We start from the raw sequence: 20,674 nt of genomic DNA on the forward strand, positions 1-20,674 counted from the left end.
GTCGATGCCAATTGTCGTGACATGACTTATGTCGCGGTCTGGCACAATGAGTGGCATGACCGTCCCGACCGACCATGGTGGCCTGCGCGCCCGCAAGAAGCAGCGCACGCGGGCCGCCCTGATCGACGCGGGCCTGGACCTGTTCCTGGCGAAGGGCTACGACGCGACCACCATCGACGAGATCGCCGCCGAGGTGGAAATCTCGTCACGCACGTTCTTCCGCTACTTCGCCGGCAAGGAGGACGTGGCCCTGGCCAAGGGCGCCGAGTTCGACGACCTCGTGCTCGACGCCCTTGCCGCCCGGCCCGCCGACGATCCGCCGCTGACCGCCCTGCGGCACGCAGTGCTGGGCATGATCCGCGAATCGGCCTCCGACGACGTCCGCCGGTTCCTCCACGTCCAGCACCTGATCAACAAGACTCCGCCGCTGCTGGCGGGCAACCTCCGCCGAGCGGCCGGCAGCGAGGAGCGGCTGACCGCGGAGATCGCCACGAGGCAAGGCGTCGACCCGGCCCGGGACATGCGGCCGCGGGTGCTGGTCGGGATGGTCTGGGGCGCGCTGCGCATCGGCTTGGAGGCGATGTGCGCCGACCCGGGCCGAGACCTGGAGCGACTGGTCGAGCTCGTGGAGGAAGCCATCGACCTGGCCACCGCCGGAATCCCCGAGCGCTGGGGCGACGACCCGCACACCTGGTGATCACAACCTCGGCCAGGGGCGCTGCGCGGGGCGGAGCTGCTCGAAAGCCCGGGCCAGGCGAAGCACCCCCAGGTCGTCGAAGCGCTTGCCCGCGATCTGCAGTCCGATCGGCAGGCCCTCCGGGCTCCAGCCGCAGTTGACCGACACGGCCGGCTGGCCGGACATGTTGTAGGGCAGCGTGAACGCGATGTGCTCCATCGCGCGCATCGGGTCGCCGGTCGGGTAGGCCTGCTCAGCGGGAAACGCCGGCATCGGCGCCACCGGGGACAGCACGAAGTCGAAGTCGCGGGCCTCCCGGTTGGCGGCCACCGAGATCGCATCCATCTGGCTGAAGCCGTGGAAGACGTCGGCGGCCGAGACGTTCTTCGCGCTGGTCGCCCACTGCGCGATGCCCGGCAGGATCTTGGCGCGGCGCTCCGCGGGCAGGGCCGAGATGTCGGTCCAGGACCGGAACCGCCAGAACCGGTCCATGCCGTCGAGCATCTCGCGGGACAGGAACGGGTCGATCGGTTCCACCACGGCCCCGGCCGACTCGAAGAGCTGCGCCGCGGCGGTCACGGCGGCGGTGACCGCCGGTTCGACGGGCAGCCCCACGCGCTGGTCGAGCAACAGGGCGATGCGCAGCCCGGAGACGTCGCAGTCAAGTTGCGTCCAGTCGACACCGGCCGGGGGCAGCGCCGTGTGGTCGCGCGCGTCCGGGGCCGAAAGCACCGACGTCAGCAGCGCGGTGTCCGCGACCGTGCGGGTCAGCGGGCCGATGACCCGGCCCGGGTACGGCGGGGCGACCGGGATCCGGCCGAAGCTGGGTTTGAGCCCGACCACCCCGCACCACCCGGCGGGCAGCCGTACCGAGCCGCCGATGTCGGTGCCCACGTGCAGCGGTCCGTATCCAGCGGCGGCCGCCGCGCCCGCCCCGGCACTCGAACCGCCGGGGGTGCGGCCCAGGTCCCAGGGGTTGCGGGAGAGGTGGTGGAAGCTCGACGCTCCCGAGGAGAGCATGCCGTAATCGGGCATGGTCGTCTTGGCGAAGATCACCGCGCCGCTCTCCCGCAGACGCGCCGCGGCGGGGGCGTCTTCGCCAGCCGGGGACAACTCGGTGGCCGCGGTGCCCTGCGGCACGGGCGTACCCCTCGTCGCGATGTTCTCCTTGACCGTCACCGGAACCCCGTCGACCGGCCCCGCCGGGGTACCGGCACGCCAACGCTGTTCCGACGCCTGCGCTGCAGCGCGCGCACCTTCGGGGTCCGGCGCGTAGAGGGCGCACAGTTTGGGCTCGTAGGAATCGATGCGCTCCAGCACGGCATCCACGACTTCGACCGGCGAGATCTCGCTCGCCTGGTACGCCGCTGCCAGATCCACGGCCGTGAGGTCAGCCAGCTCCGTCATGCCACGTTCTCCTCGCTCGCACTCGAAGCTCCGAGTCTCGACCAGACCACACCGCAGGTAAAGGCGGGAGCGCGCCGACTTCGACCGTCCTTTGTGGTCGGTCCAGATGCTGAGCCGGCCGACCGGGCACGACTAGGCTGGGAGCAGGACCGAAAGCCAACCACATTGATCGGAGCGCACGTGTCGCAACCGTCCCTGCCCCGTCGTCGACTGGGTCGCAGCGGCCCACTGGTGAGCGCCATCGGCTACGGCGCGATGGGCCTGTCCGGGGTGTACGGCGCCGCCGACGACGCGGAGTCGGCCCGCCTGCTGAACCAGCTGCTCGACCTCGGGGTCGACTTCCTGGACACCGCCGACGCCTACGGCGAAGGGCACAACGAGGAGCTGATCAGCGGCCTGCTCGCGAAGCGCCGCGACGAGGTCGTGCTGGCCACCAAATTCGGCGCCAACAAAGACATCGGCGGCGGCCGCCCCGAGTACGTGCGCCAGGCGGTCGAGGCCAGCCTCGCCCGGCTCGGCACGGACCACATCGACCTCTACTACCTGCACCGGCTCGACCCGGCCACGCCGATCGAGGAAACGGTCGGGGCGATGGCCGAGCTGGTGCAGGCCGGCAAGGTACGGCACCTCGGCCTGTCCGAGATCAGCGCCGAAACCCTGCGCCGCGCCCATTCGGCGCACCCGATCGCGGCGGTGCAGCAGGAGTACTCGCTGTTCACCCGCGACCCGGAGGCCGAGCTGCTGCCCGCGCTGCGGGAGCTCGGCGTCGCGCTCATCGCATACTCGCCACTGGGCCGCGGCGTGCTGACCGGTGCGTTCAGCAGCGTCTCGGACGTGGAGAACCTCGAAGTGCGCAAGAAGCGTTACCCACGCTTCGAGGAGGAGAGCCTGCGCCGCAACATCGAGCTGACCCGGCCGCTGCGGGAGCGGGCGGAGGCGCTGGGACTCACCCCGGCGCAACTCGCGCTGGCCTGGCTGCTGGCCCAGGGCGAGGACGTCGTGCCGATCCCGGGCAGCCGCCGCATCGAGCGGGTGCAGGCCAACATCCACGCCGCCACGACCGAGCTGGACCCGGCGGTGGTGGCCGAGCTGTCCGAGCTGTTCCCGCCCGGTGCCGCCGCCGGCGAGCGCTACACGCCCGCCGGGATGGCCCGGCTGGACCGGTGACCGCTCACCCGGCGGTCGCGCCGAAGATCAACCCGAGCAGGTAGGTCACTGCCGCTGCTCCCGCGCCGATGGCGAGCTGCCGCGAGGCGCGGGGCAGCGGCGCGGCGCCGGAGAGCACGCCGACGACGGCGCCGGTGAGCATCAGCGCGAGGCCCACGAGCACGACGGCGATGAGGACGGCGAGGCCGCCGGTGAGACCGAACGCGAACGGCAGCACCGGGACCAGCGCGCCGGAGGCGAAGAAGGCGAAGCTGGACAGCGCCGCCTTCGTGCCGGTGCCGACGATCTCGTGGTCGTCGGCGGGCTTTTCGGGCGGCACCGGCGGTTTGGGATCGCGCAGCAGGGCGTCCGCGCGGCGCTGGGCTTCGTCGGCGGACATCCCCCGGGCCCGGTAAACCAGCGCGAGTTCGTTCGCATCGACGTCAAGGTAGGGCACCACCGCGCGGGCGTCGGGATTCGGGGCGGCCGCGGCCAGCAGTTCCCGCTGGGAGCGCACCGAGATGTACTCGCCGGCCCCCATCGACAGGGCGCCGGCGAGCAGCCCCGCCAAGCCGGTCAGCAGCACGGTCGAGGTCGGTACGTTCCCGCCGATGACGCCCAGCACCAGCGCCAAGTTGCTGACCAGACCGTCGTTGGCGCCGAACACCGCCGCGCGGAAAGTTCCCGAAACGCGGGCCCGCCCGCGCGCTGCGAGGGCCCGCACGACCTCTTCGTGGATCCGCTCGTCGGCCGCCATCGCCGGGGGCGCGTCGCGGTCGGAGCGGTACGGTGTGCGGCTTTCTGCACGCTGCGCCAGGGCGAGCACGAAGACCGAACCGAAACGGCGGGCGAGGAACACCAGCAGCCGCATCCGGAACTGGCCGCGCCGCTTCGGACCGACCTCGTCGCCGAGCAGTTCTTCCCAGTAGGCGGCGTGTCGTTCCTCGGCCTCGGCGAGCCCCAGCAGGATCTCCCGCTCCTCGCCGGAGCGCCGGGCGGCCAGTTCCCGGTAGACCTTGGCCTCCTCATGCTCGCCGGCGAGCCGGCGCCGCCAGCGGCGCACCGATTTCGCGTCTGCTGGGCCTGCTCGAAACCCGTTGTCCTGCACGCGCCAAGCCTCCTGAACGGGCGTCCCCGGTGACCATTGGAAGTCCACAGTAGAGCTCTACTGTGCACGATCAACGGCGCGGCGGCAGCAGTTCCATCGAGTCCGCCAGCACCCGGCGCGGCATCATCGGCAGCGGCTCATCCGAAGCCGGCCAGCCCAGGCGTAGCACCAACTGGGGATGCCCCGCACCGCCGAGGACCGCCGCCCGGACCCGTTCCCGCTCCTCGGCTACCTCGCCCAACTGGTTCAGCGGGCAAGTGACCAGTCCCTCCCGCGCCGCCGCCAGCAGGACCGCACTGAGCGCCTCCCCCACCGCCAGCCAGCTGTCGACGCGGTCGCCGCGGGTGGCCAGCACCGCGAGCACCGCTTCGTCGGTCAGCACCGGAACCGCCGGTTCGGGATCGTCCAGATCGGCGATCGCCTTCTGGTATCCGGGGGTTTCCCGGTATTGCCCGGCTCCCCGCAGGGCGTCGACCAGGAGCGAGCGGTGCTCAGCGGCCCGCACCAGGACGCCGTGCTCCGTCTCGGCCGCGGCCCGCAGGGCCGTCAACAACTCCGGCGGAACCGGCTCCGCGCGGAATGAACACCGCGCGGTGCGCCGCTGACCCGCGACACCGGCGAGCGCGACCATCTCCGGGGAGACGTGATCGCGCGGGCTGAACTGGATCGACGCCAGGTGTCCGGGCTGGGCCGGGTTCGGCAGGCGGTGTACCAACGCCCGCCACCCGAGCGCGGCGAACGCGACCCGCACGTAGTGCAGTGCGGCACCGCAGCTGATCACCTGCGCACGCCCCGCCGGATCGAGCTCCTCCGGCAGTCGCGAAAGGTCCAGGAACAGCTGCAGTGATCGCTCGGCGAGCAGCCACCTCCATGGTTGGCAGTTGTGCACCGAGGGCGCTCGACACGTCAGGGACAGCGCCGAACACACGCTGTCGTAAGATGGAGCAGAGACGTGTGTCATCCACCACCACGTCCTCACGAACTCCGGGTCAAGCACCATCGTTCGCAGCGCCAACTGATCGGTCCAGGGCAGAAAGTCATGGTGCCTGCGCGGACCGCGCTCGGTGCTCAGTCGCCGAAGGCCGGGGCGCGCTTCTCCAGGAACGACTGCATCCGTTCGCGCGCGTCCGGGGCGTGCGAGGTCGCGACCATCACCTCGGTGGCGATCGCGTAGGCGTCGGCCTCCGGTCGGTCCAGCTGCGCGTAGATCGTCTGCTTGCCCACCGCCTTGGCCTGCCTGCTGCCGCGCGTCGCTCGCTCCAGCAGCGCCGCGACGGCCTCGTCCAGTCCCGCGTCGGGCACCACCCGGTTGACCAGGCCCCAGCGCTCGGCGGTCGCGGCGTCGATCGGATCGCCGGTGAGCGCCATCTCCATCAGCCGCTTGCGGCCGATGGAGCGGGCCACCGGCACCGCCGGCGTGTGGCAGAACCAACCGCCCTTGCCGCCGGGCAGCGCGAAACCAGCCGACTCGGCGGCCACAGCCAGGTCGCAGGTGGCCACCAGCTGGCAACCGGCCGCCACCGCCAGCCCGTGCACCCGCGCGATCACCACCTGCGGAACCGCATGGATGGTGCGCATCACCGACTCGCACAACCGCAGAAGCTCGCGCATCCCGGCCAGGTCGCGCTCGGCCATGTCACCGAAGTCGTGCCCGGAGCTGAACACCGGACCCGCGCCGGCCAGCACGATCCCGGTCGCCTTCGTCTCGGCCGCCGCCTCGAACGCCTGCCGCAGCTCGGCGAGGTGCGCCGCGGACAGCGAGTTGCGGCTCTTGGGGCGGTTCATGGTGATCCGGACGGTCGGACCATCCTGTTCGGTCCGCAGGTGCTGATACTCCGGGCTGCTCATCGGCGCTCCAGGGAACTCGACTTCGTCGTCGTTCTCCGAGCCTCGCACACCGAACGCCGCGGCGGCACCCACCGGGAAGAGCTCCCCGAGCGGGCAGGGTCATCCCGCTATTCGCAAAATGGGGTCATGTCGGGTTTCGAGACGGACCCCCGCACCCCGCCCGGGCTGCCGCAAACCGCCGACCGCGCGCTGCAGGTGCTGCTCGCCTTCGACCGCGGCAGGCCGGAATGGGGCGTCACCGAGGTGGCCACCGAGTTCGGCCTGCACACCTCGATCGCACAGCGCCTGCTGGCGACGCTCGCGCACCGCGGATTCCTGGTGCAGGACACCGCGAACCGCCGATACCGGATCGGCCCGGCGGCGCTGCACCTCGGCCGGATGTGGGAGCAGGCCGGGGCGCTGGACATCCTGATGCGACCGCTGCTGGCTGAGCTCGCCGAGGAGACCGGGCACAGCGCCCTGCTGGCGCTGCCGGACAGCGCGCACATGCGGTGCGTCGTGGTCGCGGAAGGCGCCGACGGCAGGCTGCGGGACTACCCGCTGACCAACGAGCTCTACCCCGCACACGCCGGCGCGACCAGCAAGTCCTTCTACGCGTTCCTGCCCGACGACATGCGGTCGAGGATCTTCACCGACCGGCCGCTGGCCCGGTTCACCGAACGCACCGTGACCGACCTGGCCGTGCTGGAGGAGCAGTTCGCCGAGATCCGGGAAGCGGGCTGGGCCTACACCGTCGGCGAGTACGACCTCGGCGTGGCCACCCTCGCGGTGCCCGTCTTCCTGTACCACGAGCCCTACGGGAGCCTCAGCGTCGGCTGGCAGTCCGAGCAGTACCGGCACGACCCCGCCGAGTGGGTGGAGCTGCTCCAGGAGACCAGTTCCCGCGTCAGCCTCCGGCTGACCAGGCCCATCTCCCGGCGCGACCGGCGCGGCCGGTTGTGATCGGCGACCGGATGTGATCGGCTTTCCCCACGTGGGTGGGGAGCTGCCGGTGGCCGCCGGGTAGGGTCTCGTCGGCGTCGAGGGTGGTCGGACAGGGGGCTGAGCTCATGAACCGCAAGGCCGTGATCGTGGTCGTGGCGCTCGTGGTCGTCGTACTTGGCTCGCTGCTGGTCCGAGACCCGGTCGGGTCGGCGGACGTCGTCCGGTCCGGGTTCGACCTGCTGGTGTCGGCGATCAGCGCAATGGCCAATTCGCTGACCACGTTCTTCCAGCACCTATTCGCCGGCTGACCGGCCAGGACTGCGCACATCCGACGGGCGCGATCGCCGACAATTTATTCACCAACTGCGCCGTCCGATACTTTCCAACTCAATGAATCCAGGTTGGCCGAAAACATACCCATGATTCATTTCCCGCATGTGAAAGCGCGGCCAGCGACCTAAAAAGGATCGTGCTCAATACCCACTCCCCTAACACCGAAACAAAGCACGGAAAAAGCTCGGGACTAAATACCCGGATCCCTCACGAGCGGCGCCTATGCTGTCTGCAAAGGCGAAAAAATCCGCCGAACCAACACGAAAGCCAGCTTGTCCTCCCCGGTTGGACCGCTTAGGGTGGGAACCGGTCACATCGAGGAAAGAGCCGGCCGAGGTCAGTGCCAAATGACATCGGCTACTGGGGAAGACCGACTCACCAGCGAAGTGGCCCGGCGCAGGAGAAAAGATTTCTGGCCGGTCCGCAGTTCGCAAAGCTCCCACCGGGCACACGTTCGATCCAGGGCCCAGATCGTTCTGCTCGGGTGGTCTGCGGGGGACTGGAATCTCCATGCGCTGCATGCAAGCGCGTGCCGGATCTCAGGGTTATCCGGCACGTGACGTGCATCGACCGAAAATGGTGATGGGAATGCAGATCAAGGACTCGTTCAGGTTCGACAGGTTCCGCTCCTGGGGCGGCTGGGGCGGTTGGGGCTCCGGCTGGGGCTGGGGCGGCTGGGGCTCCGGCTGGGGCGGCTGGGGCGGCTCCGGCTGGGGCGGCTGGGGCTCCGGCTGGGGCGGCTGGGGCGGCTGGGGCTGCTGATGAGCCCTAGCGTCCACAGGACCGTCCTAGACGTCCACAGGACCGTGTAGACGCGTAGCTCCCACTCCTCCCGGGGTGGGAGCTACGCCTGTAATTGGGGGTGAGGAGTTGCCGGGATTGGTGAACTGGCTGTTCCGGCCGGCCGAACGGGACACCGAGGGGCTGGTCGAGCGCGCGCCGACGCTGCGGGTGCGCGAGGTTTTCCGCCGCTTCTGGCCGGATGCGCGGCAATACCGCGGCTGGCTGCTGGTCAGCCTGGTGCTGCTGCTGGTATCGCCGCTGCTGGACGCGGCCGCGATCTGGTTGTTCAAGGTGCTCATCGACGACGTGCTGGCCCCACGCAACTTCTCGCTCTTCCCAGCGATCGCGGTGGCGTACGCGTTGATAACACTGGTATCGGGCGCGCTGGACTTCTGCGGACAATACCTGGCGACGTGGATCGGCGAGAACTTCCTGAACAGGTTGCGCACCAAGGTCTTCGCCCACCTGCACACGCTGTCGAGCGGGTTCTTCGACCGCAGGCGCATCGGCGACACGCTGTCCCGGCTCACCGGGGACGTGGCCGCCATCGAGAGCCTGGTGCTGTCCGGGGTCGCGCAGACCTTCGCGTCGGTCGTGAAGGTCCTGCTGTTCGCCGGGGTGCTGTTCTACCTCGACTGGCTGCTGGCCCTGGTGTCACTGGTCGGGGCTCCGCTGTTCTGGGTCGTCGCCAAGTCCTTCGCGCGGCGGATCAGGGAGGCATCCCGCGAGGTCCGCGGTCGCAGCGGCTCGATCGCCACCGTCGCCGAGGAAAGCCTCGGCAACGCGCCGCTGATCCAGGCCTACGGGCGGGAACAGGCCGAGGTAGACCGATTCACCCGGCAAAGCCGCGGCAACGTCGCCGCCGCGATGGCCTCGGTGCGAGTCGGTGCGCTGTTCTCCCCGCTGGTCGACCTGCTGGAAGTGTTCGGCGTGATGGCCATCCTCGGCGTCGGCATCTACGAGCTGTCGGCGGACCGGATCAGCCTCGGCGGGCTGCTGGTGTTCCTGGTCTACCTGTCCCAGCTCTACACGCCGGTGCGCAGCCTCGGCCAGCTGTCCAACACCGTCTTCGCCGCGTCCGCCAGCGCGGAGCGCATCATCGACCTGCTCGACCAGCGCCCGCTGGTTCAGAACCCGGCGCACCCGATCCCGCTGCCGCGGCGGATCACCGGCCGCCTGGAAGTCGACCGGGTCGGCTTCCGCTACCCCGACACCGCCGCCGACGTGCTGCGCGGGGTGAGCTTCTGCGCCTTGCCGGGGCAAACTACCGCAGTGGTCGGAACCAGCGGCGCGGGCAAGTCCACGCTGACCAAGCTGCTGCTGCGCTTCTACGACCCCACCCACGGCCGGATCCTGCTGGACGGCATCGATCTGCGGGCCGTGGACCTGGACGCGCTGCGCGCCAACATCGCGATCGTGCTGCAGGAAACCCTGCTGCTGGACGGCACCATCGCGGACAACATCCTGGCCGGGCGCTCGGACGCCACCCGCGAGCAGCTGGTCGAGGCGGCCGAGGCCGCCGACGCGCACGAGTTCATCCAGCAGCTACCGGAGGGCTACGACACCCGGGTCGGGCAACGCGGTCGCCTGCTCTCCGGAGGGCAGCGGCAGCGCATCGCGATCGCCCGCGCGATGATCCGCGACGCCCCGATCCTGCTGCTGGACGAGCCGACGACGAGCCTGGACGCCGAAGCCGCGCAGCGGATCCTGGCGCCGCTGCGCCGGTTGATGGCCGGGCGCACCACCATCGTGATCTCGCACAACCTGCTCACGGTCCGCGATGCGCAGCAGATCATCTACCTGGACCGCGGGACGATCACCGAAGCCGGCACCCACGACGAGCTGCTGGCCAACAACAACGGCTACGCCCACCTCTACCGGCTGCACCACCCGGAGCGTCCGGTCGGACCGCCGGAAACTCCGGCCCGACCGGACGGGCACATACCCGGCTAGGACACGACATTAGCGCCAGGATTCGCCGCGCCGACGCGCGCGGAACCACCGCTGGCCGGTACCAGCAAGCAACTTTCCCTTGCGCACCAAGAAGTTCTGGTTCACGAGGTGCTGCTGGTACCGCCACGGCGGATGTGCGCCGTACCGACTGGCGATTGCGAAGGTGAAGTCCACGGCGTTGCTGTCGGCGTAGCGGTCGACGTTCTCGAACCAAGCCATGCTGGTGCGCGCGGCGGCTTGCGCCAGGCGCAGCTGCGCGTGGCCTTGCTCGTCGAACTCCTTCAACGCTGCTTTCGAGTCGCCGTGGTCGAACAGGTTCTGCGCGAGCGCTACCGCATCCAGCAGCGCCAACTTGGTTCCGGAGCCGATGGTGAAGTGCGTTGTGTGCGCGGCGTCGCCGATCAGGATCATGTTGTCGTGCAGCCACGACTCGTTGTAGACGTGGGTGAAGCGCTGCCACGAAGCGGCTTTCCCGCGGGACTGGCTGACCAGCGAACAGCCCTGCAGCGGGCTGGCGAAGATCCGCTCCAGCACCCGCGTGCTCTCCTCGTGGCCTAGCCGGTCCAGGCCGAGGTACCGCCAGGCCAGCTCCTGGCATTCGACGACGACGGTGCTGACCCCGGCGCTGCTCGGGTAGGCGTGGAACCAGATCCAGCCCTCGGGGGTCTCCTCGAAGTCGTAGGTGAACATGTCGAACCGCCGGTCCGTGCCCAGCCAGATGTAGGGGTTGTGCCCCTGGTCCACCTGGGTGCCGAACTCGTCGGCGTACTGCCCCCGGATCCGGCTGTTCGCGCCGTCGGCCACCACGATCAGGTCGGCGTCGGAGAACTCGGACAGGTCGTCGACGGCGCGCTCGTACTCGATGTGTGCCCCGACGTCCGTCGCCCGCTCGGCGAGGATCTCCAGCATCGTGGCGCGATTGATGCTGTAGCCGTACCCCCCGAGATACGCCGTGTCCTGGCTGCACATCTCGATGACCTGCCCCTGCCACAACGTCGACGCCGCGCGGATCCGCTCAGCGCTTCCCCGGTCGTTGCGGTACAGCATGTCCAGCAGATCATCCCCGAACACGACGCCCCAACCATAGGTGGAGCCGCGCGGATCGCGTTCGATTACCGTCACGTCGTGCCCGGCGTCCCGCAGTTTCGTCGAAATGGCGAAGTACAGCCCAGCGGGGCCGGCTCCGATGCACACAATTTTCACGACACAGCACCTCCTGGAAACAGGCGGGCAGCTGCGCAGGCGCACCGGGCGGCACGTCTTGTCCGCGTGACGCCCTCGTTGTACACCGCTCCCCGACTCGTCGCACCCTCGGCGCGGAGAAGATGACCGGGGGTGCCCGGCGACGAGGTCGGCGACATCCTTACACCACCGCGTTGCAGGTGCGGCAGGCACCGGAGATCGCCGAACTAGTCGGCGCGGCCGACATCGTCCTGCTGGCCGGCCACCGCCCGCTGCTCGCCGACGCTGCTCAGGCGCCGGTCGTGGTGGATGCCGGGCGCTGGAAGCCGACCATGGCGCCGCTGCTGCCGCGCGCCCAGGTGATCATCGCCTCCGCCGATTTCCGGGTGCCCGGCTCGGAGACCTCGGAGGCGACCGCCCGGGTTCTGGTCGACCAAGGCGTCCCGACCGTGATCACCACGCACGGCGACGCCCCGGTCCGCTGGTGGCACCGCTGCGACCACGGCGCGGTGCAGCCACCGAACGTCCAGGCGGTGGACACGCTCGGCGCGGGCGACGTCTTCCACGGCGCCTACTGCTTCTTCGCCTGCCAAGCCGAGGCCGACGTCCCGACCAGTATCGAACGCGCTGCGGCGGTCGCCGCCCTCAAGTGCGAGACCCCAGGTCCCCGCGGGTGGCTGCAACGGCTCCCCGAACTGGGGTGGCACCGCCGGCTACGTCGGGAAGAGTAGAGACATGTTCGCTCCTCGGCCGACCCCTGCGCCGCCCGCATCGCGGAGACTGCGAACATGCGCGCGATGAAATCGCTGATCGGGGACGCCGTGCTCGCCGTCCTCATCACGTTGATCGGCATCGTCGGCACGTTGGGCGCCGACCACTGGACTGCGACCGCACACCGGCCGATCGACGGCGTCGGCCTGGTGCTGGTGGCGGCCACCGGGCTGGTCCTGGTGCTGCGGCGTCGCCAACCGGTAGTGACGCTGCTCGTCGCCGCCGCCCTCACCTCGACGTACCTGGTCCTGGGCTTCACCTACGGTCCGGTCCTGCTGGCGTTGATGATCGCGGTCTACACGTTGGCCAGACACCGCCCGCCGGCCACCTCGGTGCCGACGGCGTTCGCCGCCCTCGTCGTGCTGCTGGTCCACATCTTCACCAGCGCAACCGCGGTGCCCGGCCTGCTCGGGGTGATCCCGGGTTCGGCGTGGGTGGTGGTGCCGTTCGCGGTGGGCAGCGTCGTCCGGTTGCAGCGTGAGGCAGCGTCCCGGGCCAGGGCCGAGGTGCTGCGCCAGCGCGTGGACGACGAGCGGTTGCGAATCGCGCAGGAGGTGCACGACGTCGTGGGGCACGGGCTGGCCGCCATCAAGATGCAGGCGGACGTGGCGCTGCACGTGCTGCCGAAGAAGCCGGAGCAGGCGGAGGTCTCGCTGGCGGCGATCAGCCGCACGAGCAGCGATGCGCTGGAAGAGCTGCGTGCGACACTGGCCGTGGTGCGCCGGACCGCCTCGCCAGGCCCGACCCCGGGTGTGGCCAGGCTCGACGACCTGCGGAAGCGGATGAGCGAAGCCGGTGTTCAGGTCCAGCTGGTCACGAGCGGTCGGCCGCGGGAGCTGCCCGCCGCGGTCGACCTGACCGGCTACCGGATCCTGCAGGAGTCGTTGACCAACGTGCTGCGCCACAGCGGCGACAAGCGCGCCGAGGTCACCGTCGACTACGCGACCGACGCCCTGGTAATCACGGTCACCAACCCGCTCACCGGCTCGCCGGGCGACAGCGGCGGGCTCGGGATCCCCGGAATGCGGCGGCGGGTCGCGTCGCTGGGTGGCGAGTTCACCGCGGGTCCCACCGGGGACGGCCGGTTCGAAGTGCAAGCCCGCCTGCCCATCGAAGGACATCCATGATCACCGTGCTGATCGTCGACGACCAGGATCTGGTGCGCATCGGCCTGCGAACCCTCATCGACAGCGAGGACGACCTGACCTGCGTCGGCGAGGCCGCCGACGGGCTGACGGCGGTGGCCGCGGCGCGCGAGCACCGCCCGGACGTGGTCCTGATGGACGTGCGGATGGCCGGCGTTGACGGTCTGGAGGCGACCCGCCGGATCACTGCGGACTCGGAGCTGCCGGACACCAAGGTGATCGTGCTGACCACCTTCGAGATCGACGAGTACGTCTTCGCCGCGCTGCGCGGCGGGGCCAGCGGATTCCTGCTCAAGGACACCAAGCCGGTCGAGCTGCTCCGGGCGATCCGGCTGGTCGCCGGCGGTGAGGCGCTGCTGGCGCCGTCGGCGACCAGGCAGCTGGTCCGGGAGTTCGTGTCGATGGCGCCGCGGTCGCGCCGACCGCACCCGCACCTGCACACGCTCACCGATCGGGAGCGCGAGGTGCTGGGCCTGGTCGCGGAGGGCTTGAACAACGAGGAGATCGCCGAACGCCTGATCGTCAGCCCGGCGACGGCGCGCACCCACGTCAGCCGGGCGATGATCAAGCTGGGCGCGCGGGACCGCGCCCAACTCGTCGTCTTCGCCTACCAGTCGGGGCTGGCCGACTAACGCAACGCCGGTCGCACCCCAGAAACCGGTCGCACCTTCCACGGCCGGGCATCGGGAACCGTGCGCAGCTTCGCGCTCTTCGGCGAGACCACCGGCGAAACCGACGAGTACGGGCTGCCGGTGCGCTACCCGTGGGCCGACGACTACCGCGGCAAGGCGATGGTGCTGTACGGCCACACGCCGATGCCCGAGGCGGAGTGGGTCAACGGCACGATGTGCCTGGACACCGGTTGCGTCTTCGGCGGCAAGCTCACCGCGCTGCGCTACCCGGAGCGCGAGGTCGTGTCGGTGCAGGCGCATCGCGTCTGGTACGAGCCGAAGCGGCCGCTGCTTCCGCCCGACCAGCTGCCGCCGCTGGCCGACTCGGTGTCGCGGCGGGAGCCACACGTGCTCAACGTCGACGACGTCGCGGGCCGTCGTTCGGTGGAAACCCGCCACCACGGGCGGATCGCCGTCCAGCCCGAGCGTGCCGCGGCGGCGCTGGAGGTGATGAGCCGCTTCGCGATCGACCCGAGGTGGCTGTTGTACCTGCCGCCGACGATGGCCCCGGTGGCCACCTCCAACGGGCCCGACGTGCTGGAACATCCCGAGGATGCGTTCGCGGGTTATCGCGCTGCCGGCGTGCAGGATGTGCTGTGCGAGGAGAAGCACATGGGTTCGCGCGCAGTCGTGCTCGTGTGCCGGGATTCGCCGACGGGCGCGACCAGGTTCGGCATTGATGGCCCCGGGGGGTGTACCACCCGCACCGGGCGGCTCTTCTTCGCGCCTGGCCAGACCGAGGAGTTGCTCTCCCGCGTGCGCGCGGCGGTGGATTCGGCCGGTCTGTGGGAAGAGCTGTCGACCGACTGGTTGTTGCTGGACGCCGAGCTCATGCCGTGGAGGGGGCAGCCTGATCACGAGCCAGTACGCCGCGGTCGGCGCGGCGGCGTCCACGGCGCTGCCGAGCGCTGTGGACGTTCTGGCTGCAGCGGCGGAACGCGGCGTCGACGTCGCCGAGTTGCACGCCAAGACCAGTGCGCGGGCGGCCAATGCCGATGCCTACCGGGAGGCGTACCGCCGCTACTGCTGGCCGACCGATGGGCTGGCCGGTGTGCGGCTGGCGCCGTTCCAGGTGTTGGCCACCGAGGGGCGGACCTACCACGGCCTGGAGCACGGCTGGCACCTGGCGTTGGCGGACCGGCTCGTCGGCACCGACCCGGAGTTGTTCGCCACCACCCGCCGGATCGCGGTGGACACCACCGACCCGGCCTCGACCGCGGTGGGCATCGAGTGGTGGGAGGAGCTGACCGGGGGCGGCGGCGAAGGCATGGTGGTCAAGCCGATGGCGAACCTCACCAGGGGGCAGCGCGGCTTGGCCCAGCCGGGTGTGAAGGTGCGCGGCCGGGAGTGTACCTGCGGATCATCTACGGACCCGACTACACCGAGGCGGCGAACATGGACCGCCTCCGCCAGCGGGCCCTCGGCCGCAAACGCAGCCTGGCGACCCGCGAGTACGCGCTCGGTCTCGAAGGCCTGGAGCGGGTCGCGCGAGGCGAGCCGCTGTGGCGGGTGCATGAGTGCGTTTTCGCCGTGCTGGCACTGGATTCCGAGCCCGTCGATCCCCGGCTGTGATCCGCCGTGGCGATCCGGGAGTTCAGCTCCACCCGCATCGCCGCGGCCCACCACCTGAACACGCTGCGCAGGGTCACTGGCCGATCGGGACGAAATTGGACCAGGCGGTCTCGCTGAGCTTGCTCTTGCCGTCCCAGAGCTCGATCTTGATGCGGACCATGCCCTTCTCGCTCAGGTCCAGGTTGCAGTCCACCGGCGGGCCGTCGCTGTTCAGGTCGTTGCACTCGTCCGTGCGACCGTAGTCGGTTTCCGACACGGTCTTGATCCACATGCCGTCTTTGTTGGTGTCGTGCGCGAAGAGGTGGTCGCCGACCGCCTCGAAGCAGCCGGTGCCGCGCTCCTCGCCCTTGAAGCTGATCGACTGGCACCACTTGGTCTGCATCGGCTTCGACGGCGGTGTCTCGGGATCCGCCGACGGCTCCTGGGTCTCGGGAGCTTGCGTTTCGGTTTTCTGCTCCGGCGGCTGGACCGGCGGGGAGGACGGCGGCGGGGGCTCGCTGGAAGGCAACGAGGTGGGGACCGGCGGCGCCATCGTCTCCCCTACCGGCTGCGAGGTGTCATCCGCCGGAATCGCCTGGCCCGGCTCGGTGTGCATCATGGCCGCGACTGCCACCACGCCGGCCACGACCGCGACGACCCCGACCCCACCCAGTACGTACCCCCAGCGCGCGATGCCGCCCTTGCGCATCGGTTCCGCTGGCGGTGCCGCGAACTGCGCCGGGATCGCCGTGACGCTGGTCAGCGCCTGGCGCGCCGCGCGGGCCAGCTCACCTGCGCTGGAGAAGCGCTCGGCGGGGTCCTTCGCCATGCCTCGCGCGACGATCTGGTCGAATTCGCGCGGGATGTCGCCGCGAACGCCGGTCGGCACCGGCGGCGGCTGGTTGAGGTGCGCGTTGATCAGCGACGCCGCGGTGTCCCCGCCGAACGGCTTCGTACCGGTCAGGCATTGGTAGAGCACGCAGGCCAACGAGTAGACGTCTGCTCGGTGGCCGACGGGGCCATCGTCGAACCGCTCCGGCGCCATGTAGGCGAGCGTGCCGACGGTGTAGCCGGTGGAGGTCAGCGACGCGGTGGGGCGCAGCGACGCGGCGATGCCGAAGTCGACGAGGTAGGCGAAACCGCTGTGGCCGACCAGGATGTTCGACGGCTTTACGTCGCGGTGCACCAGGCCTTCCTGGTGCGCGGCGTCCAACGCCTCCGCGATCTGTTCCAGCACCGCCACCGCATCTGTCGGGCGCATCGCGCCGTTGGCGGCGAGCAGGGACCCGACGTCGCTGCCCTCGACCAGCCGCATGTCCAGGTACAGCCGGCCGTCGATCTCGCCGTAGGCGTGGATCGGGATGACGTGCGGCTCGCGGAGCCGTCCGGCCGCGTGCGCCTCCCGCTTGAAGCGCTCGCGGAACTCCTCGTCGACCGCGAGGTGCTGGGCCAGCAGCTTGAGGGCGACGATGCGATCGTGGCGCGTGTCGTACGCGCGGAGGATCTCACCCATCCCACCCCGCGCGATCAATCCTTCCACCCGGTAAGGACCGAACTGCCACTTCACCGTGCGCAACTCCTCAAGACCGACCTCGCGCGCCATCCTATTAGGCGACTCACACGGTCCCCGCACGCCCCGAGCGCCACCTCGTCGACCACGCCTGGTGTGACCGAAGGAAATCGGCTGAACACCGGCTGTCGCTGGTGAAGTTTCCGCTACGAACCGATGCAGATCGATGCGTCACACGTTCCCGGCTGATAGAAGAAGTGGATCATGCTCGACCACCCGGCTGTGGAAAGGACCGGTCCGCCGATGTCGACCGACGGGACGAACGCACGCAAGATCGACCGGGGCGAACCCGAGACCGGCTGCCCGGTCAGCCGTGGCTCCGACGGCGTCTGGACGATCCGCAGCTATGCCGCCGCGCGCACCGCGTTGCGCAGCACCGACACCGTCCAGGCCGGGCTCGGGGTAGAGTCGCTCGAGAAGATGCCCAGCAAGATCCGGCGCCCCGTGCTGTACCGGGACGGACCGGAGCACCGGGAGCACCGGCGCCAGACGGCGAAGTACTTCACGCCGCGCCGGGTGGATGAGAGCTACCGCGAGCTAATGGAGCGGATCTCGGACGCCCAGCTCGACAAGCTCCGCGGGGCCGGGCAGGCGCAGCTCTCGGAGCTGAGCTTCAACCTCGCCATCGACGTGGCGTGCGCGGTGATCGGGTTGACCGAGAGCCGCCCCGGCCTCCAGCAACGGCTGGAGCGGTTCTTCCCCGAGGAGTTCGGCGAACCGGGCTTCACCAGCCTCCACGGGCTCTACTGGGTGTGGCGGCAGGCCACCAACTGGTCCGGGATCTACTTCGGCGACGTTCGGCCCGCGGTCCGCGCGCGGCGCAAGCAACGCCGCGACGACCTGATCTCGCACCTGCTGGACGAGGGCTGTTCGTCGGCCGAAATCCTCGGCGAGTGCATCACCTTCGCCGCCGCGGGCATGGTCACCACACGCGAGTTCGTGATCCTCGCCGCGTGGCACCTGTTCACCGACGAGGCGCTGCTCGACCGCTATCGCGTCGCCGAAGAGCCCGAACGCCTCGCGATCCTGCACGAGCTGCTGCGGCTGGAACCGGTCGTCGGCCACCTCAAGCGGCGCGCCACTGCCCCTGTCGAGCTGCCGACCGACGACGAGGAGATGGTCACCGTCCCGGCCGGCGAGGTGATCGACATCCGGGTCAGCGCCACGAACACCGACCCGCAAGCGGTGGGCGACCAGCCGCTGGCGGTGTGCCCCGCCCGTTCCCTCAACGACGCCTCGGCCCCCGGGCTGTCGTTCGGGGACGGCGCGCACAAGTGCCCGGGTGCGAACATCGCGATCCTGGAAACCGACGTCTTCCTGAAGAAGCTGCTCGCGCTCCCGGGCGTCGAGATGTCGAAGCCACCGCGCGTCTCGTTCAACGACGCGATCGGCGGCTACGAACTGCGCGGCATGGTCGTCTCCGTGCCGAAGCCCTGACAGACCGTTCCGCGTGAAGGGCACCTCCTGCCAATCAACTTGGCAGGAGGTGCCCTTCACGCATCACCCGGACACGGGTATGTCCACATCGGACTTCTACTCAGGACTCCGGCACCTCGTCCACGGCGGGGACTGCGATGGGTCGCAGCCGCGCCCAGACGACGAAGGCTGCGGAGAAGACGAGCATCCCGATGCCGGAGTAGAGGTTGATGTTGATGCCGCCGGACTTCGCGACGTCGTCAGCGCCGGCCGTCGCACCGACGACGATGAGCACCACCGCGTAGATGCCGAACAGCAGCGCGATTATCGTCCGAATGTCGAAGGCACCAGCGGTGTGCCCCGAACCCCGGCTCGCCATGGGAGACCTCCTTGTCTGCTTCGGTCAGCGTCAGGCGAAAACGATGTTGAGGGCGATGATCAGGACCAGGGCGATCCCGGCCAGCAGACCCGGCCGCCGGTACCAGCCCGCGTCCTCCCCGCTGGTCGCGGCCTGCCGGCTGGCCCGCGGCGTCAACGAGTACACCAACCCCGCCAACTCCGCCACCGGCTTCGGACGCGTCGCCAACGACACCACCACGCTGACCACGATGTCCACCACGAACGCCACACCCGCACCCACGAAACTCGCGCCCTGCCCCGGCAGGTCCAGCACCCCCGACTCCGACAGCCCGAACACCGCCACCGCCGACACCGTGCCCAGCACCAGACCCGCCCACCCCGCATGCGGGGTCATCCGCTTCCAGAACATCCCCAGGATGAACGTCGCGAACAACGGCGCGTTGAAGAACGAGAACAACTGCTGCAGGTAATCCATCAAGTTCGAATAACCCGCCGCGATGAACGCCGTGCCCACCGCCGCCAGCGTCGCCCCCACCGTCACCCAGCGACCCATCCGCAGGTAATAACCATCCGCCCGGTCCCGCACCACGTACGACTGCCAGATGTCATAGGTGAACACCGTGTTGAACGACGACAAGTTCGCCGCCATCCCCGCCATGAACGACGCCAGCAACCCGGCCAGGGCGATCCCCAGAATCCCGTTCGGCAGCAAATCCCGCATCAACAACAAGATCGCATCGTTGTAATCCACACCCCCGCCACCGGTGCCACCGGCCTGCTTGTACGCCGCCAGCTCCGGGATCAGCACCGCCGCGATCATCCCCGGAATGATCACGATGAACGGGATGAACATCTTCGGGAACGAACCGATGATCGGCGTCCGCTGCGCCGCCGACATGCTCTTGGACGCCATCGCCCGCTGCACCTCGACGAAGTTCGTCGTCCAGTACCCGAAGCTGAGCACGAACCCCAACCCGAACACCAGACCCACCACGCTCAGCACACTGTTGTCGAACCCCGTCAACTGAGTGCCCGGCCACGCCGACAGCTGCTCCGCACCTCCCGGGCCCGCCGACACCTTCGCTACCAGACCTTGCACACCGCCGACCTTCACCAACCCCACGATCGTCAACGGCAACAACGCCGCCACGATCACGAAGAACTGCAACACCTCGTTGTAGATCGCCGCCGACAACCCGCCCAACGCCGTGTACGACAACACGATCGCCGCCGCCAGCAACACCGACAACCACAACGGCCAACCCAGCAACGCATTCACGATGCTGGCCAGCAAATACAGGTTCACACCCGCGATCAGGATCTGCGCCACCGCGAAACTGATCCCGTTGACCAGATGCGCCGCCTTCCCGAACCGCCGCAACATGAACTCCGGAACACTGCGCACCTTCGAGCCGTAGTAGAACGGCATCATCACCACGCCCAAGAACAGCATGGCCGGCACCGCACCGATCCAGAAATAATGCATCGTCGGCATCCCGTACTCGGCACCATTCGCCGACATACCGATGATCTCGATCGCACCCAGATTCGCCGAGATGAACGCCAAACCCGTCACCCACGCCGGCAACGCCCGCCCCGACAAGAAAAAGTCCAGACTGGTGGAAACCGCACGCCGCGCCAAATACCCAATACCCAGCACAAAAGCGAAGTACAACGCCAACAACGCAAAATCCACCGCGTTGGCGTCAAGCAGCTGACCCTGAGCCAGAACCTGGGTACTGTCCCATCTCCCAGTGAACAAAGTGGTCCCTCTTTTCGCAGGAACGTCGGAGTGACGTGCCGAGAACGCAGGACGCAGGACGCAGGACG

18 protein-coding genes and 1 pseudogene are annotated in these 20,674 nt (G+C 69.4%); 11 read left to right on the forward strand and 8 right to left on the reverse strand.

Going from position 1 to position 20,674, the window contains the following annotated elements:
- The first annotated feature begins 55 nt into the window (after positions 1-55).
- On the forward strand, positions 56-697 hold the full coding sequence (locus DL519_RS08135; RefSeq protein WP_223838553.1) for a TetR family transcriptional regulator: 642 nt from the start codon (positions 56-58) through the stop codon (positions 695-697).
- On the opposite strand, the gene DL519_RS08140 is transcribed toward DL519_RS08135, so the two are convergent.
- A complete protein-coding gene (locus tag DL519_RS08140) occupies positions 698-2,083 on the reverse strand; it encodes an amidase (RefSeq protein ID WP_190813652.1) in 1,386 nt (461 codons plus the stop codon). It abuts the gene before it with no gap.
- 180 nt (positions 2,084-2,263) lie between these two features.
- Here DL519_RS08140 and DL519_RS08145 point away from each other — a divergent pair, with 180 nt between their 5' ends.
- Positions 2,264-3,250: an aldo/keto reductase gene (locus tag DL519_RS08145; protein ID WP_223838554.1), complete on the forward strand. Its 987-nt coding sequence runs from the start codon at positions 2,264-2,266 to the stop codon at positions 3,248-3,250.
- A 4-nt stretch (positions 3,251-3,254) separates the two neighbouring features.
- Here the strand turns inward: DL519_RS08145 and DL519_RS08150 are convergent, their stop codons facing one another.
- From DL519_RS08150 to DL519_RS08160, 3 genes are all read right to left on the reverse strand, one after another.
- A complete protein-coding gene (locus DL519_RS08150) occupies positions 3,255-4,337 on the reverse strand; it encodes a VIT1/CCC1 transporter family protein (protein WP_190813654.1) in 1,083 nt (360 codons plus the stop codon).
- A 70-nt stretch (positions 4,338-4,407) separates the two neighbouring features.
- Positions 4,408-5,226, reverse strand: a complete 819-nt coding sequence (locus tag DL519_RS08155; protein WP_223838555.1) for a nitroreductase family protein — start codon at positions 5,224-5,226, stop codon at positions 4,408-4,410.
- 179 nt (positions 5,227-5,405) lie between these two features.
- Entirely contained in the window at positions 5,406-6,185 is a 780-nt protein-coding gene (locus tag DL519_RS08160) for an enoyl-CoA hydratase-related protein (RefSeq protein ID WP_190823842.1), read from the reverse strand.
- 126 nt (positions 6,186-6,311) lie between these two features.
- Between DL519_RS08160 and DL519_RS08165 the strand changes: the two genes are divergently transcribed.
- The 4 genes from DL519_RS08165 (at position 6,312) to DL519_RS08180 (ending at position 10,178) form a co-directional block, all read left to right on the forward strand.
- Positions 6,312-7,127, forward strand: a complete 816-nt coding sequence (locus tag DL519_RS08165; protein WP_190813658.1) for an IclR family transcriptional regulator — start codon at positions 6,312-6,314, stop codon at positions 7,125-7,127.
- Positions 7,128-7,234: 107 nt separating this feature from the next.
- Complete coding sequence (locus DL519_RS08170; RefSeq protein ID WP_190813666.1) at positions 7,235-7,417, forward strand: hypothetical protein; 183 nt, start codon at positions 7,235-7,237, stop codon at positions 7,415-7,417.
- A 613-nt stretch (positions 7,418-8,030) separates the two neighbouring features.
- The gene (locus DL519_RS08175; RefSeq protein WP_190813668.1) at positions 8,031-8,204 is read left to right on the forward strand and encodes a hypothetical protein; all 174 of its coding nucleotides are present in this window, start codon (positions 8,031-8,033) and stop codon (positions 8,202-8,204) included.
- A 120-nt stretch (positions 8,205-8,324) separates the two neighbouring features.
- Positions 8,325-10,178, forward strand: coding sequence for an ABC transporter ATP-binding protein (locus tag DL519_RS08180; protein ID WP_223838556.1), 1,854 nt, complete (start codon positions 8,325-8,327; stop codon positions 10,176-10,178).
- Between the two features lie 9 nt (positions 10,179-10,187).
- On the opposite strand, the gene DL519_RS08185 is transcribed toward DL519_RS08180, so the two are convergent.
- Positions 10,188-11,381 (reverse strand): FAD-dependent monooxygenase, encoded by a 1,194-nt coding sequence (locus tag DL519_RS08185; protein ID WP_223838557.1) that lies wholly within the window; start codon positions 11,379-11,381, stop codon positions 10,188-10,190.
- A gap of 122 nt (positions 11,382-11,503) precedes the next feature.
- Between DL519_RS08185 and DL519_RS08190 the strand changes: the two genes are divergently transcribed.
- The 4 genes and pseudogenes from DL519_RS08190 to DL519_RS08205 form a co-directional block, all read left to right on the forward strand.
- Positions 11,504-12,091 carry a PfkB family carbohydrate kinase gene (locus DL519_RS08190; protein WP_223838558.1) on the forward strand — a complete coding sequence of 196 codons (588 nt, stop codon included), beginning with the start codon at positions 11,504-11,506 and terminating at the stop codon, positions 12,089-12,091.
- Between the two features lie 66 nt (positions 12,092-12,157).
- Positions 12,158-13,258 (forward strand): sensor histidine kinase, encoded by a 1,101-nt coding sequence (locus DL519_RS08195; RefSeq protein ID WP_223838559.1) that lies wholly within the window; start codon positions 12,158-12,160, stop codon positions 13,256-13,258.
- Complete coding sequence (locus tag DL519_RS08200; protein WP_190813673.1) at positions 13,255-13,908, forward strand: response regulator transcription factor; 654 nt, start codon at positions 13,255-13,257, stop codon at positions 13,906-13,908. Before DL519_RS08195 ends, DL519_RS08200 begins: the two co-directional genes overlap by 4 nt.
- A 36-nt stretch (positions 13,909-13,944) precedes the next feature.
- Positions 13,945-15,519, forward strand: a pseudogene (locus tag DL519_RS08205) (polynucleotide kinase-phosphatase); the annotation flags it as partial.
- Positions 15,520-15,592: 73 nt separating this feature from the next.
- On the opposite strand, the gene DL519_RS08210 reads toward DL519_RS08205, so the two are convergent.
- Entirely contained in the window at positions 15,593-17,065 is a 1,473-nt protein-coding gene (locus DL519_RS08210; RefSeq protein WP_190813675.1) for a serine/threonine-protein kinase, read from the reverse strand.
- A 207-nt stretch (positions 17,066-17,272) separates the two neighbouring features.
- On the opposite strand from DL519_RS08210, the gene DL519_RS08215 reads away from it, so the two are divergent.
- Positions 17,273-18,505 (forward strand): cytochrome P450, encoded by a 1,233-nt coding sequence (locus tag DL519_RS08215; RefSeq protein ID WP_223838560.1) that lies wholly within the window; start codon positions 17,273-17,275, stop codon positions 18,503-18,505.
- A gap of 100 nt (positions 18,506-18,605) precedes the next feature.
- Here DL519_RS08215 and DL519_RS08220 read toward each other — a convergent pair whose 3' ends face one another.
- Both DL519_RS08220 and DL519_RS08225 read right to left on the reverse strand, forming a co-directional pair.
- Positions 18,606-18,863 (reverse strand): hypothetical protein, encoded by a 258-nt coding sequence (locus tag DL519_RS08220; protein WP_190813677.1) that lies wholly within the window; start codon positions 18,861-18,863, stop codon positions 18,606-18,608.
- A 30-nt stretch (positions 18,864-18,893) separates the two neighbouring features.
- A complete protein-coding gene (locus DL519_RS08225) occupies positions 18,894-20,606 on the reverse strand; it encodes a sodium:solute symporter family protein (protein WP_190813679.1) in 1,713 nt (570 codons plus the stop codon).
- Positions 20,607-20,674 lie beyond the last annotated feature (68 nt).

The organism is Saccharopolyspora pogona, assembly GCF_014697215.1.
GTDB lineage: Bacteria > Actinomycetota > Actinomycetes > Mycobacteriales > Pseudonocardiaceae > Saccharopolyspora > Saccharopolyspora hattusasensis.